Here is a 16,640-nt window from a genome sequence, read left to right as displayed (position 1 = left end):
CGATTCCTTGACGGAATCATTTCACTTTTTGTCGCTCTTTGCCTTCGGCGCGGCCTTTTTGGCTGCGGTCTTCGGCTTGGCAGCGGCCTTGGCTGGCGCTTTCGCAGCTGCCTTCTTGGCTGGAGCCTTTTTAGCGACCTTGGCCGGTGCCTCGTCACCGTCAACCGGCGCGGCCTCGACCTTCTTTTCCTTCTTCGGGCGCGGCCCCACGGTCGGGGACTTGCCGTCGGTCAAAATCTCGGTGACGCGGATCACCGTGATCTCGTCGCGATAGCCACGCTTGCGCTTCGAATTCTTGCGGCGGCGCTTCTTGAAGGAAATCACCTTCGGGCCGCGCTTGTGGTCGAGCACTTCGGCGGCCACGGACGCACCCGAAACAAACGGGAATCCGAGGACCGGCGTGTCTCCGCCAACCACCATTACTTCGCCAAGCTGCACGATCGTTCCGACATCGCCGGCGATCTTGCCAATCTCGAGCACATCATTTGGAACGACCCGGAACTGCCGGCCGCCCGTTTTGATGACTGCGAACATCGTTTTTTTCCTTCGTGTTCGATCCCGGCGCTCGGATGAAATCCGGGCCGGCTTCTTATTCAGTCGCTATGGGTTCAATTGTCTGCGCCGCCACGACTCGTTGGCCAGAGCTGCGCAAAAACAAACGGCGCGAGAAATCCCGCGCCGGGTTGCGGGTGTTATAGCCGGGGCGAGCGGCGAGTCAAGAAAAAGCGGCCCAAAAACAAGCGCTTTATAAGCCATTTGGGCCGATTCTGCTGGTTTTAGGGGGAGACCGCACGGTGCGGCGCTCCGACCGCGAAACAATCCGGTTCCCCTGCCGTTATACCCGGCAATTACAGGGGCAACCAGAACATGGCTGAAGACACACTGACAACCGCCGGCATTGGCAATCACGGGGCGGCGCGCCTGCCGTCGGTCGATATCGACAGCTACAATATCGAGATCAAGGACGAGGACGGTTTTCTGGGCGACCGCGCCAGCAAGGGCGCGTTTCAGAACATTCTCGATAAGTGGCGGAAACCGCTCAAGAAAAACGGCGACGACCCATTCGGCGGCAGGGCGTCGGAAGATATCAGCAAGAAGCAGCTCGACGAGATCCTAGGCGGCGACGATGCCGAGGCGGCAGCCCTGGTTCACAGCGCCATCGAGGAATTCGCCCAGGAACTGGCCTACGTCACGGCTCGGTTTCTCAAGACGAAGGCGTGGGACAAAACCGAGGCGATCATTGTCGGCGGCGGTTTTCGGCAGAGCCGGATCGGTGAACTGGCCATCGCGCGCGCCGGCATCATTCTGAAAGCGGAGGGCCATAAGGCCAGCCTGATCCCGATCCGTTTTCATCCTGATGAGGCGGCATTGATCGGCTGCGCGCATCTCGCGCCGTCGTGGATTTTCGAGGGTCACGACAGCCTGCTGGCCGTCGACATCGGTGGCACTAACATCCGTTGTGGTGTGGTGGAGACACGGCAGAAGAAGACGCCGGACCTGTCAAAAGCGTCCGTCTGGAAGTCCGAACTCTGGCGTCACGCCGATGACGAGCCGACCCGTGAAGGTGCCGTGAAAAAGCTCGCTGGAATGCTGAAAGGACTGCTCAAGGAAGCCGAAGCGGAAGGCTTCAAGCTCGCGCCTTTTATTGGAGTATCGTGTCCGGGCGCGATCGATTCCGATGGCTCCATCGAAAAGGGCGCGCAGAATCTGCCGGGCAACTGGGAAAGCAGCAAATTCAACTTGCCGGCCAGTCTGATCGAAGCGATCCCGACCATTCGCGATCACGACACCGCGGTGCTGATGCATAACGACGGGGTGGTGCAGGGCCTGAGCGAAATCCCCTTTATGCAGGACTACAAACGCTGGGGAATCCTTACTATCGGAACCGGACTGGGCAATGCGCGCTTCACCATGCGCAGTCCCAAGGAGAAGAAGAAAGGCTAGGCGGGTCTCGCCTATTCCCGACTGCGGCTGCGGCGGGTGGAGATCATCTGCGATATTGCCAGCTGCACCCTACGGGATGGCCCCGATCCCGGCATTCCTGATCCCGAAAAGCCCGTCAGCGCTTGTCTGGGCGAGCGTCCTCGCATAGAACTCGCCCGCGACCCGGCGGGAAACCGCCGCTTTGGTACCGGAGAGGTGGCAGAGTGGTCGAATGCACCGCACTCGAAATGCGGCATAGGTGCAAGCCTATCGGGGGTTCGAATCCCTCCCTCTCCGCCAAATCTCAAAGCATATCTTTGATTTTGAAGAATAAATTTCAGTAATTCAAATCCGCCCATGGAATTTGTGGATCACCGCGAATGGACGCGATCGCTCGCGCACGAACGTGAACACTTGTCCTTCACTGCGGAAGCGGGTCGTAGCAAATCGCTGTGATGCCGTGAGCCGATGAGGTCTGCACCTCCTTGCAGCACTCGATCATGTTCGCCAATGGCTGGTGCCGGACTGTGCGGCTCGGCTTCGACCTCGCCGAATCTTTGATGCGATGAACCGCGACTAACAATCGTCTGCGGAAAGCGTCACCCACGCTTGGACGGTTCGCGATCATTCGAACCATTCGCGATCGCTTCAGGCAAGTCACTGGATCTTTCTGCGGTTCATTGAAGCCGAGCATCGTGACAGCGAACACATGATCGATGGTGGCTTGGTCAGTTCCTTCGATGAGTTCTAAAGCCGATAGACGTTCCTGAGCATGTCGGCGATATCGCCCGGCGCGGCTGGACTCTTCAAATGATGACCTGTTGTTCCTGATTTTCACTGGTGTCGAAGCGAGTCCCGCTGCCGCGCTCACGATGGCGATTGTTTGACTGGTTAGTTAACTATTTGTATTATCCTCGGCTCTCCCTCTGGAGCAGCTCTCGGATGAGCGCGCCCCAAGTGCCTTCGGAATGGGCTCCAATTGGAGAGCCGAAGGAGCGACATCGTCAAATCGTGTCACCTGTTATTGCCGAACGACGTTGATGGGTATTACCTTGCGGTTCGAGCAGCGGACTGTATCAGCGCGAAAGCGGAAAGCATGGATATGAGCAAGGATAGATCGACTGCGCGCAGTCGGTCGAGCAATGAGCAATCGGCCAAGCCCCGCACGCCCCCTACCCGGAGCGCCCGCCCGCCGGCCCGAAGGCGCGCAGCCGTGGGTACCGATACGCGGCAAAGAATCTTGAACGTTGCGACCCAGGAATTTTCGGCCAAAGGCTACGACGGCGCCAGGGTGGATGACATCATGCGCCTGGCCAAGGTCAGCAAGAATTTGATCTACCACTACTTTGGCAGCAAGGAGCGGCTTTTCATCGCGGTACTCGAGGCGGCCTATCAGGGAATGCACGATTATCACAGCACCTGGTCGATCGATGCAGCCTCGCCGGCCGACGGTATCCGCCAGCTTGTGCGCTCCACCTTCGAGTACTGGGAAAAATCCTCCGCATTCATCGGGCTTCTCAATTCCGAAAATCTCCATCGCGGTCGGCATCTGCGAAAATCGAAGCTGACCAAAGAAGGCTACTCCGGCCTGCTTGAAAAACTTTCGCAGCTTTTGAAGCAAGGCGAGAAGACCGGAGATTTCAGAGCCGGAGTCGATCCGGTCGAATTGTACATTTCGATCTCTGCCTTGGCCTATCATTATCTGTCGAACAGATACACTTTGGCCTATCTTCTCGACCGTAAATTATCGACAGAGACTGATAAGAACATGCGGATATTGCATATTGAAGATCTGATTGTGGGTTACCTTCGCGAGGGCGCCCGGCGGAAGAAGTAAGCGATCTCCGCTCATCCGGTACGATCATCGATCTTCAACCTCCGATCAGATGACGATTGCCGACTGCCTGTTTTCGATGCAGCGAAGTACGCTCATCGCAGAAAGGCTCGAGGTTTTCGGATTGCTCGGAAGCGGGCGTCCGGAGATGCTCATGGTGTATGAACCGAACGCGCCCCGCACCTCCAATTCATGAACGTTCTCGGTGACCTTGGGATCGGCGACGATACGCACACGCGTCGCGTCGAAGCCAATTCCCGCCAGCGCGATTGTGGCTGCTACATTCGCGTTCTTTGGAAACTTCAATGCGGCTTCGCGTGCATTCCCTTCGAACACCACCGTCTCTCTGTCCGTAGCGAGTTCTTGCGACAAACTTGCTGGCGGCTTCCGCGCTGAATAGCGGACTTCGTCCAATCCTCCACGCCGCGCCGCGGAGAGCGCGTCGATTCCCGCAACAGCTCCCGCCGGCAGGAAAATTTTGCTGCGCTTCGCTGCGGCCTGGAGGTCTCGCCATAGATCGTCGTGAGCGAGCGCGCCTATCGATACGATTACCAGATCGCTACCTTGCTCCAGCGCGGCAACTCCGTATTGCTTCAAAGCGTCATGACCCGCAGCCTCGACGACGACGTCCGCGCTCGGCAAACTATCGCCGCGCCTGACGATGTGAGGCTTCGGATCAAGCCGGTGCGAAAGCCAGTTTCCGATGGCACCGTTGCCGATCAGTGCAATCTTCATGTTGAGCAATCCGTTTCTATCGTGGGTTATGTACGAAATCGACGATCGCCTGACCAAGGCGCTCATCCGACGTTCCGATATGGGCGATCGCCGACGTATGATTGTGACCGGGCAGCCACATTGACGGCGGAGCTTTCCGTTTGGCGTTCGCCAGTCGATAAACCAGCTCCGCACAATAGACGTCCACAAGTGGATTTTCGAATTCCGCCCATGCGACGAAGGTGGGTAAACTCTTGGCATCGATGTGCGCGACCGCGGAATAATCCTCGTACTTCGAAGAATCCGTCCCGTAGTACTGTTCCACCTTCCTGGCGTTCGGGTTTTCCGGAAGATTGTCCGCCCGCACCCTTCCGCTGATAAAGATTAAGCCCGCCAGATCCGCGCGCTCAGAAGACCGAAACTGCGGATCATATCCATAGCTCCCGGCGTGAGCTCCTCCTGCCGAGTGCGACATCAGGAAGGTTTTGTCGGCATTCCAGCCATAGCGGGATGCCGACGCGCTCATCCACGAGATCACCCGAGCGATATCCTCGGTCGCGCCAGGATACTTGGTGTCGTTTGCAAGGCGATATCCGACGTTAACTCCGGCGATGCCGTGCCGTGCGAGATAGATAAGAACGTTTGAATATATCTGAGAGCTGCGGTTGCGGTGACCGCTCACGAAGGCGCCGCCGTGAACAAATACCACTACCGGCGGCGACGGCACATTTTCGGGTATGAAGACATCAACGACCTGACGCTCATGATCGCCGTAAGGGATGTCCCGGTGTTCGACCACTCCAGCGCGCGGACTGCCCTTCAATACCTCGGAAAAACGCTGGATCATCAGGTCGACATGCCCTGCTACGTTCGTACTCCATTTGGGTCCGATGTCGCGCATCAAGGCCAGAAGATCCTCGGGAATATCCGGAAGCCGTTGTTCGTGAGAGGTCATGTACCCTTGCGTCCTCAAAGTGGCCCCGATGGGCATTTCGTCACCCGTGCGGACGGGATACTACACTAACTAACCGGTTAATCGTCAATTGGGGCCTGCTTGTGTGCGCCGCACGCCGGCTTGCCACTTTCGAGAAATTTGACTAACTAGATGGTTAGTCTGTGTCGAGAGGTATGGTGCGCGATGTTCAACGCGGTTTCTTTCATTCCGGGCGTCGAGCCGGTGCCTAAAACTTACATCGAGTTCCGCCGGCCCCAGGACAATGCCGTCACCGGGCAAATCATGGAGGCAGGGGCGGACGGCGTCGCCGAGGCCGTCGCAAGCGCGAGAGCGACCTTTCTCGCACACCGGAAGACCGCCTTGTCCGTCCGGATCGGCTGGCTGAAAGCCGCGGCGGCTGCGATGCGCGATTCGGTGGAAGAGATCGCGGTCCTGATTTCAGAAGACGTCGGCAAACCGATCCGGATGGCGCGCTTTGAGGTCAATCGAGGGATCGATTTTATCGAGGCATGCGCGGCCGCAGTACCGCAGCTCAAAGGCGAGGTTCTGGCGCTGGACGCGGCCGCAGCGGGAGCGGGCCTCACCGGTATGACCCGCCGAGTGCCCTACGGAGTCGTTGCCGGTATTACGCCGTTCAACGCTCCCGTGAATCTGCTGCTGCAAAAAGTCATGCCCGCCATCGCGGTCGGCAACAGCATCGTGGCAAAGCCGGCTCTCTCCGGGACTCGCGTCGCATTGAAGCTGGCCGAAATGTATGTAGCGGCCGGCTGGCCGAGCGGCCTGTTCAACGTGGTCACGGGCGACCGCGCCACAGCGCTTGCCTTGGTGGCTCACCCCGACATCGCTGCGGTCTCGTTTACCGGCGGTACCGCTGCGGGAAATGACCTCGTCCGGGCCGCTGGAGCGCGCAAATTCCTGGCAGAACTCGGATCAAACGCTGCCAATATCGTTCTCTCCGATGCTGATGTTTCGCTGGCGGCCTCCAAGATTGCGTCGGCAGGGTTTGAGGCGAGCGGCCAGCAATGCATTTCAGCGCAGCGCGTGCTCGTCGACCGTAGCGTACTCGATGAGTTTCTTCCGATGTTCGTCAAGGCTGCCGAGGCGCTCAAAGTCGGTGATGTCTCGGATCCCAAGACCGACGTTGGTCCAATGGTCCATCAAGCTGCGGCGGAACGCGTGATGGGGATGGTGAAGGACGCACTCGACAGAGGCGCGAGAGCCGTTCTTGCTCCGCAGCGCAAGGGCGCACAGGTTTCGCCCGGCATCCTGGTCGATGTCCCTCGCGATGCCAGGCTGTGGAAAGAAGAGGTCTTCGGACCGATCGTCGTGGTTGCGCCATTCGACACAGTGGATGAGGCGCTCGAACTCGCAAATGACTCGGACTTCGGACTGCAGGGAGCGGTCTTTACACGAGCCCTCGCCAACGCTTTCCGCTTTGCGGACGACTTCGAGGTCGGATCGCTCTGGATCAATGAGGCGAGCCGCTTCAGGCTGGACATGTACCCATTCGGAGGCGTCAAGCAGAGTGGCATTGGTCGCGAGGGCGTCCACTCGGCGATGGAAGAACTATCACAAGTCAAGTTTGTGGGCATTCGTCCTTAATGGGCTCGGCATTCCGACTCAGGAGATAAGATCGATGCAGATGAATGACAGCCAAAGTGTTCCTGCTTCGCGTCAGGCGGTATGGGCCGCACTGAATGACCCCGACGTTTTGAGGCAATGCATTCCCGGCTGCCAAACCCTCGAGATGACGTCGCCCACGGAGATGACCGCCAAAGTCATTATCAAGATCGGGCCGGTCAAGGCGACCTTCGGCGGCAAAGTCACCTTAACCGACCTCGATCCGCCGAGCGGATATCGGATCATCGGGGAAGGATCCGGCGGAGTCGCGGGCTTTGCAAAGGGCGGCGCGGTCATCCGGCTCGAGGAAGTCAGCGAGCAGGAGACTCTTCTGCATTACGAGGTCGATTCGCAGATCGGTGGAAAGCTGGCTCAGCTTGGCGGGCGCCTGATCGACTCCACGGCCAAGAAGCTCGCGAGCGAGTTCTTCACCAAATTCAGCGCTGTCGTTTCCAGTGGAAGCCACGCGGCAGCGTAGCTGCCGAGACTCTCCACGAACTGTCACTGCCTCCCGAGCCGCCGAGCATGATTGCAGGATAAAGCTGCGGGCGTGACGCGTAGGGTGCCAGTCTCATGCGCTGCCTGTACGCGAAGAACCGCTGCGCTTGTCTGATGCCCTGGTCATGCAGAAGGTAAAAGGAGCAAGTCATCCGCTTGCTCCCTAACCTCATTGCTTGGACAACTTATCAGGCCTGCTCAGAGCCGGACTCACCAGCTTCGATATGCGCAGCGCGGCGCTGAAACAGCCGATCGTCCGCGTATCCCATCGTTTCTGGTTTTCCGCGTCCGAGCATCACCTGGAAGTAGACCGGTCCCAGGCTGGCATTCTCATATCCGTGAATCACGCCTGCGGGTGCAGAGATGCACTCCCAAGGACCAAGTCGTGTGGTGATGCGTTTGCCCGACTCGTCCTCAATGAACACATCGAGAAAGCCCTGCAGAACGAAGAACACTTCTTCGACTTCGTGGGTGTGTGCGGCGTTGCCCTGTCCAGGCTCGACATACATGATAGAGAGCGTGAAGTTGCCTGCGGGAATGAATCCGCTCGCACCATGCTTGCCGGATCCTCCGGCGCCGATGAAGCGATGTTGAGCCCGTTTGAACCCTTCGATTTTCGCGTCCTCGAATGCCGCCCAATCAGGTTTCCGATCTCTAAAACGGGCGATGTAGCGATCGTTAATCTCCTCGAGAGACATGTTCTCAAGTTCTTTGGCTCGTGGATGTCTGGCAATTCCCATTTTTGTCTCCTGAGTTAATTTTCTTGCGAGTTGATATCTCGCCTCTGCGCAGACCGGTTGCTCGCAACGAGGTGAACGTTCAAAGGCTACCTGGCACACGGCGCTTCAGGTCGGCTTTCGCTCCACTTGCCCAATCTCAAGCGACTAACCAAGTGGTCAACAAACTAGACAGACTAGATAGTCAACACAAGGGATTTGAGGGGTCCCATGAATGCTGTTCTCCGGATCGGCACATCAGGCAGCGTGGCGGGCGTTTATCTCCTTAAGTGCAGAAGCGATCGATGCGCGCTCGCTGTCGGTTAAACGTCTCTGCGGCCTGATAGGGTCTCCGACCGGATAGCCCTGCTCCTGCAGGGCGACCTTGATGCACGCCGCAAGATTGTACTTGGCGAACATTTCGTTGATGCTCCAGAGGCGCGTCTGCAGGCTCATGGCCTTGGTCCATTCCTCGCGGATGCAAAGCTCGTAGAGAGCGACGCTTTGCTTCGGAACAATGCATGCGGGGCCGGCAAACCAGCCTTTACCTCCGATCATCATCACGCAGACCGGAATGTGCGCTGACGCGGCGAAGATATCGATGGCATCGCCGCAACGGTTGCGGATGGAAAGAAGCCGTCCGGTGTTGGTTGACGCGTCCTTCAGGCCGACGATGTTGGGATGCTGGCTCAGCCGCGCAATCACTTCGATCGTTAGGTTGCTGCGCTGAAAGTTCGGATTGGTATAGATGATGACTGGGAGGTCGGTGCTGTCGGCGATCGCCAGAAAGTACTCCTCTGTCTCACGGTCGCTGAGCGGGAAATATGTCTCCAGGACCGCGAGTATTCCGTCAGCGCCGGACGCCCGGTAGGCTTTCGCTTGTTCTACAGCGTGCGCCGTTGATGTCCCGGCAACGCCAGCGATCACCGGCACGCGACGGTTCGCAGCGGATACTGTTATGTCGACAGCGCGTCTGCGTTGGCTGTCATTGAGGTAGGCAAATTCGCCTGTGCTGCCCAGCGGTGTCAGACCGTGTACTCCGCTTTCGATCAGGTCGACACAAAGCCGGTCGAGCACGTCACCTAATACGTTTCCATCCTCATCCACGGGCGTTACCAAGTAGGGAATAACACCTTTGAATCGTCTAACCACCGTGTGCCTCCTCGCTCACTCTGGTGCCTCGCGCGGACCTGCGGATGACGATGCGCGGAGCGATCCTTTGCAGCATCCTAATACTAACTAACTGGTCAGTCAAATTTCAATCCCATTAATCCTGATGACGAAAGCGATCGGTCGCTCAAAGCTCCCTTGGCCGGACCCTCGAGTGCGGCCGTTTCCGTCTCTGAATCGCCGATGGCCACCTATTGTGAGATGATCCATGCACGAACGGTGATCGTTCGCCCGAACCCATTGTGACGATCCCATGTCGCCTCCCGGCGCGTCGACATGTCGCGCGCCGCACGAGGAGGAGTGCGGCTTTCCGTTGCATTTCCCCTTTTTGACGATGGGTGCCCGCGATGGGAATAGCGTCGACTTCAACGAGGTCATAGCCCGGTTTTCAAGGCAAATATGGAGTTGGGATATGGGAGGTGCCGCACTGCAATCGCTCAAATCCGGGAAAGCGCGGCGGATTTCCACGCACGGTTGCGGCGCAGCAACGTATGCCGAATAATTGGTGCAGGTGCGTAGAAACACAGCATTCAAAGATCAGCCAATGAGCAATGCAAGCGTGCGCGTTGCCCGACTGCCGCAGTAAGTTAGGAGCAAGCCTGATGATCGGCGGAATGTGTTTGACATAAAACTGACTAGCTAGTTAGTCTAGTTCTAGATTATATGTCTTCTGCAAACCGGTGGATATGAAAATGAACAACTCTATCCCGATAAACAAGTGTAGTGCGTCAAAGCGTGGCAGTTCGCTGTCTCGGCGAACTTTCTTGAGTGGAGCTGTCGCCGCTCCGCTGGTGTTGCGCGGCGGAAAAGCATTCGCGGACGATGCCTTGTCCGTTCGGGTGGATTTCGCTCCGTGGGGTGTTCATGCGCCGCTGCATCTTTCGCGCGCGAAGGGGTGGTTCAAGGAAGCAAACCTTGCCGTGGACCTGCAGGATGGCACGGGTACCCTCAATACAATCAACCTGGTCGCCGCTGGATCGGTGGATGTTGGACTTGTGCAACTTGGTCCGATGGCGATCGCGCGCGGTCAGGGATTGCCGATCACATCCTTCGCCGGCTTCCTTCGAAGGTGCGATCTCGCCGTCCTGGTTGATGCCAAGACCGGCCCCAAAACTCCGAAAGAACTCGCTGGCAAGAAGCTCGCCTGCTTCGCGAGCAGCATGTGGGCTCCTTACATCGACACTTATATTAAGCGGATCGGGTTGACGCGCGGCGAGGGACCGGACCAGGTCAACGTCGTCATGGTGTCGCCGGTGACGATGGTTCCGACCTATGCGGCAGGTGGCGTTGACGGATTCATGTCGCTCAAGGAATTCGGGGCATATGTTGACGACACGAGACCGACCCATTCGTTTCTCACGACTGATGTTGGCCTCTCAATTCCCAGCTACGGATTCATTGCGACCGAGCAGACATTGCAAAAGAAGAAGGACGTCCTCACGAGGCTCGCAGCAAGCCAGCGTAAGGCCTGGGAATATACTTTCGCGGCGCCTGAGCACATCGATGAAGCTGCCAAGGCTACGCTCGCAAATCGCGCTGATAAGCAGCTCAACCTGACGGTGATCCGGAAGCAGGTCGCGCTGATGCAAGAGTTTCTTGATACGCCGAGTACAAAAGGAAAGCCGATCGGCTGGCAGTCCGAGGATGACTGGAAAGACGCGCTCGCGCTTATGGTCGAGACAGGTCAGATCAAGGACGGGACCAAGCCGTCCGCTTACTACACGAACTTGATCACATGAGTGTAATCTCGATTAGTCCTCGAATAGCGAGAGAGACCATTCCTCAGAAGCCTTACATCGTGATCGACGGCGTCGATAAAACGTACGCAGTCGATGGGAATCCGATTATTGCTCTCGAGGATATCAACATCGATATCGCGCCGGGCGAGTTCATCAGCGTGGTCGGGCCGTCCGGCTGCGGCAAGAGCACGCTGCTGAAATGCGTGGCCGGCCTTCAGGACATCACCGCCGGCAAGATCGCAATCCAGGATAAGAAGGTGTTGTCGCCGCCTGACAACATGGCGATTGTTTTTCAGCGCGATGTGTTGCTCGATTGGAGAACGGTCCTCGACAATGTCCTGATACTTGTGGAGTTCAGGGGATTACGGCGGGAGGACTACGAGCAGCGCGCGATAGAATTGTTGAGCAAGTATGGCTTGGACGGCTATGCGCACCGCTTTCCCTGGGAGCTCTCCGGCGGAATGCGCCAGCGCGTCGCGATTTGTCGCGCGTTGATCGTGAACCCGGAACTGCTGCTTATGGACGAGCCGTTCGGCGCGCTTGACGCGATGACGCGGGACGATTTGAACGCCGAACTTGAGCGTCTCTGGTACGAAACCCGAAAGACGATCATTTTCATCACGCATGGTATCGACGAGGCTGTCTATCTCGCAGATCGCGTCGTGGTCATGGCAAGAAACCCCGGACGTATCGCCGAGATCGTCGAGATCGATATTCCGCGGCCGCGACCGCTCAGCATCCGTCAAACCGAGGAATTCGGAAAATATGTCAAACACATCCGCCATATCTTCGCGTCAATGGGCGTCGCAAAAGCCGACTAGCCTGCGGGCCCGCTGGCGCAAGACGGAACACGCGCGGACGATCACCCTCGTGATGGTCAGCCTTATCGTGCTTTGGGAGGCCGCTGTTCACCTATTCGGGATCAGAGCGTTTCTCCTTCCCGCGCCTTCCGTTGTCATCGTGGACATCATCAACAATCCCGCGTTCTTCGCGGCGCAGTCGCTCTACACCACGTATATCACGTTGGTTGGCTTTCTGATCGCGCTGGTCGGGGGCATTGTCCTTGCCGCGGCGATCGTATCCTCGAGATTTCTGGATAAGACTTTCTACACGCTGCTTGTTGCGACCAATTCGGTCCCGAAGGTCGCACTAGCGCCGCTCTTTGTCATTTGGCTCGGCACGGGAAGTGCTCCGAAGTTCGCGATTGCCGCGATCATCGCAATCTTTCCGATCGTCATTAATACGACTGTCGGATTACGGGCGATCGATAACGACATGATCGATCTCGCGCTATCGGCACGGGCTACGCGGCGTGACATCATGTTGAAGATCCGGTTTCCCAACGCGCTGCCGAGTCTGTTCGCGGGTGCGAAGATAGGTATTTCCTTTGCACTCATCGGCGCGATCGTCGGAGAGTTTGTCGCGGGCGAGAAGGGGCTCGGTTCCGTGATCCTGACAAGCCAGGCATCGTTCAACAGTGCTCGTGCATTCGCAGCCATTCTTCTCCTCGGAGTCATAGGTACGGTGATGTTTTACATCGTCGAGGCGGTCGAGAACTGGGCGTTGCCATGGCATATCTCGCAACGCAGCCGTAAGAGTTAAGACTTGCGGTGACGTTCGTTCGCGGCCGTCACCGGAAAACTCCAGGATCACCATGAAGCCGGCACCTTTCGATTACTACGCGCCGAAAACCATATCGGCTGCGATAGATTTGCTGAACCAATACGGCGGAGATGCGCGTCTGCTCGCCGGTGGGCAAACGCTAATGCCGATGATGAACTTTCGTCTGGCTGCGCCCTCCGTCATCATCGATCTGAACCGGGTGGAAGAGCTCGATTTCATCGAATGCGCGGACGATGTGGTGCGCATTGGCGCCATGACGCGTCAGAGATCGATTGAGTTCTCGCCCCTCGTTGCCGAGAAGCTACCCCTGCTGAGCAAGGCCATTCAGATGGTCGGGCATCTGCCCACGCGGTCGCGCGGGACGATCGGAGGATCGCTTGCCAACGCGGACTCAGCGGCCGAGCTCCCGATGGTACTTCAGGTGCTTGAAGGCGAGGTCCTGGTCACGGGAGCCAAAGGGCAGCGCACGATTAAGGCATGCGACCTGTTCGTGGACTCGATGGTGACGACACTGGAGGAGGACGAAATCCTGACCGAGGTGCGGATCCCGGTGATGCCGTCCTCGGCGCGTTTCGCCGTGGATGAATTCTCGCGACGTCGCGGCGACTTCGCCATCGCGGCTGTTGCGGCTGTTCTTACGTTTGAGGGCCTGCGCTGCAAGGCGGCGCGTCTCGCGACTGCTGGCGTTTCGCCAACGCCCACCAGGCTTTCCTCGGCGGAGCGACTGCTGGAGGGCCGGATCATCGATGCAGCCGCCATCGCCGAGGCTGGAGATGCGGCGGCTGCAGCTATTGAACCCATGGTTGACCGCAACGCGAGTGAGGCCTATCGGCGCCACCTGACCAAGACGTTGACGATGCGAGTCTTGAAGCGCGCGGCGCACTAAAGCGTCGTTGATGAAGAAGACGCCGACGAGATCGATCGTAGCGCGGGAGGAAGAGTTTTGATTAAGCAGGTTGAAATTGAATGCGAGGTCAACGGCAAGACCGTGAAAGGTGTCTGCGAGCCGCGGACCTTGCTGGCTGATTTTCTGCGCGAAAATCTCGATCTGACCGGAACGCATGTTGGTTGCGAGCATGGTGTGTGCGGCGTTTGCTCCGTGGTGGTGAACGGGCAGGCCGTCCGATCGTGCCTGATGCTCGCGGTGCAAGCTTCCGGAGCAAGCATCACCACGATCGAAGGCATCGCAAAGGCCGGCAAGTTTCATCCCGTGCAAAAGGCCTTCCACGAGAATCACGCATTACAGTGTGGTTTCTGCACGCCGGGGATGCTTGCCGTCATCATAGATTTTCTGGGCACCAATCCCTCACCGACCGAAGAAGAGGCGCGAGAGGCCTTGTCGTCCGTTATCTGCCGCTGCACCGGCTACCAAAACATCGTGAAAGCCGTGTTGGCCGCGGCGGCCGAAATGCGAGGCGAGGACACGCATGCTATGAAGAGCGAGTTGGCGCATGTCTGAGGCGGGAAGTGGTTTTGTCGGCAAGTCCATTCTTCGCCGCGAAGATCAGCGGCTTCTGACGGGATCGGGACAATTCGTTGCGGATCTTAAGTTGCCGGGGATGCTGCATGCGGTCTTCGTTCGCAGCCAGGTTGCCCATGGTCGAATCCGAAGCGTCGATCTCTCCGGCGCGTTGTCCTCGCCGGGCGTCGTTTACGCGATAGCCGGTCCGGATCTCGCCAAGGTTTTGACGCCAGTGCCGGACGCGCAGCTCGCGCTGCCGAAGAAGTGGACAACGCGCGTTCAGCACAAATTCCTGAATCCTCAACAACCATTGCTCGCGCACGACAAGGTTCGCCATGTCGGCGAAGCAATCGCGGTGATCATCGCGGAGAGCCGGTATCTAGGCGAGGATGCAGCCGAACTGGTAACGGTCGACATCGAATCTCTCGATGCCGTGGTCGATCCGGAAGCGGGCATCTCGGAGGGAGCGGCGATCCTTCACGAGCAATATGCAACCAACTTGATTGGTGATTTCTCCGTCGGCAAGGGGAATGTCGACGCTGCCCTGAATTCCGCGCCGCATCGTTTGAGCCGGCGCTTCTATCATCATCGATACGGCGCGCTGCCGATGGAATGTCGCGGTGTGGTTTCGTCCTACGACAAACGGACGGACAGCATCACGATATGGTCGGCCTGCCAGGTCGTGCACTGGCTCAGACGCGAGGCGTCTACGGTGCTCGGCATGCCTGAAGCCCGGATCCGGAGCCTTGCGCTCGATGTGGGCGGCGGTTTCGGAGTTAAGGGCCACGTTTATCCCGAAGACCTTCTTATCCCTTATCTCGCGCGTGAAATCGGCCGCCCGATAAAGTGGGTCGAGGATCGGCATGAGCACTTCATGAGCGCGTGTCATTCGAGGGATCAGGTCCACGATGTCGAGATCGGCTTCGACGATGATGGCCGGTTGCTCGCGTTTCGAGACGACTTCTTCGTCGACTGCGGCGCCTGGAACCCCATCGGATCGGGCATCGCCTACAACACGGCCGTGCACTTGCCGGGCCCGTACAAATTCGACCACTTCTCGGTTCGATCGCGCATCGTGGCAACCAACAAGGTGCCGAATGCACCTTATCGTGGAGCCGGCCGGCCGGAGGCCACGTTCGCGATGGAGCGGATGATGGACCTCATCGCGCGAGAGCTGAAGCTGGATCCGGCAGTCGTGCGCATGCGGAACATGATTCCGCATTCCGAGATGCCATACAGCCTCGGCATCCCTTATCGCGATGGGGAGCCGATTGTTTACGACAGTGGCGACTATCCCGAATCGCTTCGTCTCGCGCTGGAGGCCATCGGCGGGCTGGACGCATTCCGTGAGCGGCAACGGGCCGCCCACGCCGAGGGACGATATCTGGGACTGGGTCTGGGCTGCTACGTCGAAGGCACGGGCGTGGGGCCGTTCGAGGGCGCCACGATCAGGATCGATCCCACCGGGAAGGTCTATCTCGCGGGTGGAGCCTGCGCGCAGGGCCAGGGCATGGAAACGATCTTCTCGCAGATCGTTGCCGATGCCTGGAAGGTGGAGCCCAAAGACGTCGTCGTATCGCTCGCAGACACGTCTTCGATCTCGATCGGATTTGGGACCATCGCCAGCCGGAGCACAGTCACGCTCTCCGGCGCTATACATGCCGCAAGCGAAGCGCTGCTGAAGAAAGTCCTCGCGATCGCCGCCAACATCCTGGAGTGCTCGCCCGACGATCTCGAACTGCGAAATGGCGCCGTCGGGTTACTCGGTGTGCCGGGCAAGGAAATCACGTTGGCGAGTATCGCAAAGGCGGCTCGCCCAGGCTGGGACAACAATCGGCCCGTTGGGATGAGCGCAGGTCTGGAAGAAACGGCATACTTCGAACCTCCGACCGTCACGTGGGCCTATGCAACGCATGCAGCGATTGTCGAGATCGATACGGCCCTTGGCCGGCTCGAGATTGAAAAGTACGTCATCGTCCACGACTGCGGAACAGTCGTGAATCCGATGCTCGTCGACGGGCAGATACATGGAGGATTCGTACAAGGCTTGGGCGGCGCGATGCTCGAGGAGTTCAGCTACGACTCCGAAGGACAGTTGCTTGCGGGTTCTTTCATGGACTACCTGTGCCCCGGCGCAAGCGACGTCCCGCATGTCGATTTGATTCACATGCACTTTCCTTCGCCGCTTAATCCGCTCGGTGTTAAGGGCGTCGGCGAAGGAAGCGCGATTGCGCCGCCGGTTGTTATCGCCAATGCCGTGTCGGACGCCTTTTCGGAGCGCGGGGTGGAATTCAATTCCACGCCGGTCCGTCCGGAGCAGATCGTTCGTGCCATGTTCGAGATCTAGGCCAAGCCCGCAGATGCCAGCACGTGGATGATGATCCAC

Annotated in this window: 15 protein-coding genes and 1 tRNA gene; 11 read left to right on the top strand and 5 right to left on the bottom strand. The window is 58.4% G+C overall.

Features of this window, described 5'->3' with window-relative positions:
• Positions 1-21: 21 nt before the first annotated feature.
• Positions 22-534, bottom strand: a complete 513-nt coding sequence (gene rplU, locus AC07UB_RS10275) for a 50S ribosomal protein L21 (protein WP_492791559.1) — start codon at positions 532-534, stop codon at positions 22-24.
• A gap of 333 nt (positions 535-867) precedes the next feature.
• Here rplU and AC07UB_RS10270 point away from each other — a divergent pair, with 333 nt between their 5' ends.
• The 3 genes from AC07UB_RS10270 to AC07UB_RS10260 all read left to right on the top strand — a co-directional run bounded on the left by AC07UB_RS10270 (position 868) and on the right by AC07UB_RS10260 (position 3,760).
• Positions 868-1,944, top strand: a complete 1,077-nt coding sequence (locus tag AC07UB_RS10270; RefSeq protein WP_492791560.1) for an ROK family protein — start codon at positions 868-870, stop codon at positions 1,942-1,944.
• 189 nt (positions 1,945-2,133) lie between these two features.
• Positions 2,134-2,223, top strand: a tRNA-Ser gene (locus tag AC07UB_RS10265).
• 913 nt (positions 2,224-3,136) lie between these two features.
• Positions 3,137-3,760, top strand: a complete 624-nt coding sequence (locus tag AC07UB_RS10260) for a TetR/AcrR family transcriptional regulator (RefSeq protein ID WP_492791561.1) — start codon at positions 3,137-3,139, stop codon at positions 3,758-3,760.
• A gap of 45 nt (positions 3,761-3,805) precedes the next feature.
• On the opposite strand, the gene AC07UB_RS10255 is transcribed toward AC07UB_RS10260, so the two are convergent.
• Both AC07UB_RS10255 and AC07UB_RS10250 read right to left on the bottom strand, forming a co-directional pair.
• On the bottom strand, positions 3,806-4,492 hold the full coding sequence (locus AC07UB_RS10255; protein ID WP_492791562.1) for an aspartate dehydrogenase: 687 nt from the start codon (positions 4,490-4,492) through the stop codon (positions 3,806-3,808).
• A gap of 16 nt (positions 4,493-4,508) precedes the next feature.
• Positions 4,509-5,426 (bottom strand): alpha/beta hydrolase, encoded by a 918-nt coding sequence (locus tag AC07UB_RS10250; protein ID WP_492791563.1) that lies wholly within the window; start codon positions 5,424-5,426, stop codon positions 4,509-4,511.
• Positions 5,427-5,576: 150 nt separating this feature from the next.
• Here AC07UB_RS10250 and AC07UB_RS10245 point away from each other — a divergent pair, with 150 nt between their 5' ends.
• Both AC07UB_RS10245 and AC07UB_RS10240 read left to right on the top strand, forming a co-directional pair.
• Complete coding sequence (locus tag AC07UB_RS10245; protein WP_494652874.1) at positions 5,577-7,028, top strand: aldehyde dehydrogenase family protein; 1,452 nt, start codon at positions 5,577-5,579, stop codon at positions 7,026-7,028.
• Between the two features lie 34 nt (positions 7,029-7,062).
• Positions 7,063-7,524 (top strand): SRPBCC family protein, encoded by a 462-nt coding sequence (locus AC07UB_RS10240; protein ID WP_494655265.1) that lies wholly within the window; start codon positions 7,063-7,065, stop codon positions 7,522-7,524.
• Positions 7,525-7,732: 208 nt separating this feature from the next.
• Here the strand turns inward: AC07UB_RS10240 and AC07UB_RS10235 are convergent, their stop codons facing one another.
• Together AC07UB_RS10235 and AC07UB_RS10230 are read right to left on the bottom strand one after the other, a co-directional pair.
• A complete protein-coding gene (locus AC07UB_RS10235) occupies positions 7,733-8,284 on the bottom strand; it encodes a cupin domain-containing protein (RefSeq protein WP_492791566.1) in 552 nt (183 codons plus the stop codon).
• A gap of 234 nt (positions 8,285-8,518) precedes the next feature.
• Complete coding sequence (locus AC07UB_RS10230; RefSeq protein WP_492791567.1) at positions 8,519-9,412, bottom strand: dihydrodipicolinate synthase family protein; 894 nt, start codon at positions 9,410-9,412, stop codon at positions 8,519-8,521.
• A gap of 782 nt (positions 9,413-10,194) precedes the next feature.
• Between AC07UB_RS10230 and AC07UB_RS10225 the strand changes: the two genes are divergently transcribed.
• The 6 genes from AC07UB_RS10225 to AC07UB_RS10200 are packed head-to-tail and all read left to right on the top strand — an operon-like array spanning position 10,195 to position 16,601.
• The gene (locus AC07UB_RS10225; RefSeq protein WP_492791568.1) at positions 10,195-11,169 is read left to right on the top strand and encodes an ABC transporter substrate-binding protein; all 975 of its coding nucleotides are present in this window, start codon (positions 10,195-10,197) and stop codon (positions 11,167-11,169) included.
• Between the two features lie 59 nt (positions 11,170-11,228).
• The gene (locus tag AC07UB_RS10220; RefSeq protein ID WP_492791569.1) at positions 11,229-11,990 is read left to right on the top strand and encodes an ABC transporter ATP-binding protein; all 762 of its coding nucleotides are present in this window, start codon (positions 11,229-11,231) and stop codon (positions 11,988-11,990) included.
• A 52-nt stretch (positions 11,991-12,042) separates the two neighbouring features.
• Complete coding sequence (locus tag AC07UB_RS10215; protein ID WP_492792743.1) at positions 12,043-12,771, top strand: ABC transporter permease; 729 nt, start codon at positions 12,043-12,045, stop codon at positions 12,769-12,771.
• Between the two features lie 52 nt (positions 12,772-12,823).
• A complete protein-coding gene (locus AC07UB_RS10210) occupies positions 12,824-13,678 on the top strand; it encodes an FAD binding domain-containing protein (RefSeq protein ID WP_492791570.1) in 855 nt (284 codons plus the stop codon).
• A gap of 60 nt (positions 13,679-13,738) precedes the next feature.
• Entirely contained in the window at positions 13,739-14,251 is a 513-nt protein-coding gene (locus AC07UB_RS10205) for a (2Fe-2S)-binding protein (protein WP_492792744.1), read from the top strand.
• Positions 14,244-16,601 carry a xanthine dehydrogenase family protein molybdopterin-binding subunit gene (locus AC07UB_RS10200; RefSeq protein WP_492791571.1) on the top strand — a complete coding sequence of 786 codons (2,358 nt, stop codon included), beginning with the start codon at positions 14,244-14,246 and terminating at the stop codon, positions 16,599-16,601. Before AC07UB_RS10205 ends, AC07UB_RS10200 begins: the two co-directional genes overlap by 8 nt.
• Positions 16,602-16,640 lie beyond the last annotated feature (39 nt).

This window comes from Afipia sp. GW821-FHT04G03, assembly GCF_059419985.1.
Note: the sequence above shows the minus strand (reverse complement) of the source record. Positions and strands in the feature narration are given on the sequence as shown.

Coding starts and splice junctions, on each gene's coding strand:
- rplU (WP_492791559.1), bottom strand. CDS start 534: ATGTTCGCAGTCATCAAAACGGGCGGCCGGCAGTTCCGGGTCGTTCCA.
- AC07UB_RS10270 (WP_492791560.1), top strand. CDS start 868: ATGGCTGAAGACACACTGACAACCGCCGGCATTGGCAATCACGGGGCG.
- AC07UB_RS10255 (WP_492791562.1), bottom strand. CDS start 4,492: ATGAAGATTGCACTGATCGGCAACGGTGCCATCGGAAACTGGCTTTCG.
- AC07UB_RS10250 (WP_492791563.1), bottom strand. CDS start 5,426: ATGACCTCTCACGAACAACGGCTTCCGGATATTCCCGAGGATCTTCTG.
- AC07UB_RS10245 (WP_494652874.1), top strand. CDS start 5,577: ATGGTTAGTCTGTGTCGAGAGGTATGGTGCGCGATGTTCAACGCGGTT.
- AC07UB_RS10240 (WP_494655265.1), top strand. CDS start 7,063: ATGCAGATGAATGACAGCCAAAGTGTTCCTGCTTCGCGTCAGGCGGTA.
- AC07UB_RS10235 (WP_492791566.1), bottom strand. CDS start 8,284: ATGGGAATTGCCAGACATCCACGAGCCAAAGAACTTGAGAACATGTCT.
- AC07UB_RS10215 (WP_492792743.1), top strand. CDS start 12,043: ATGGTCAGCCTTATCGTGCTTTGGGAGGCCGCTGTTCACCTATTCGGG.
- AC07UB_RS10210 (WP_492791570.1), top strand. CDS start 12,824: ATGAAGCCGGCACCTTTCGATTACTACGCGCCGAAAACCATATCGGCT.
- AC07UB_RS10200 (WP_492791571.1), top strand. CDS start 14,244: ATGTCTGAGGCGGGAAGTGGTTTTGTCGGCAAGTCCATTCTTCGCCGC.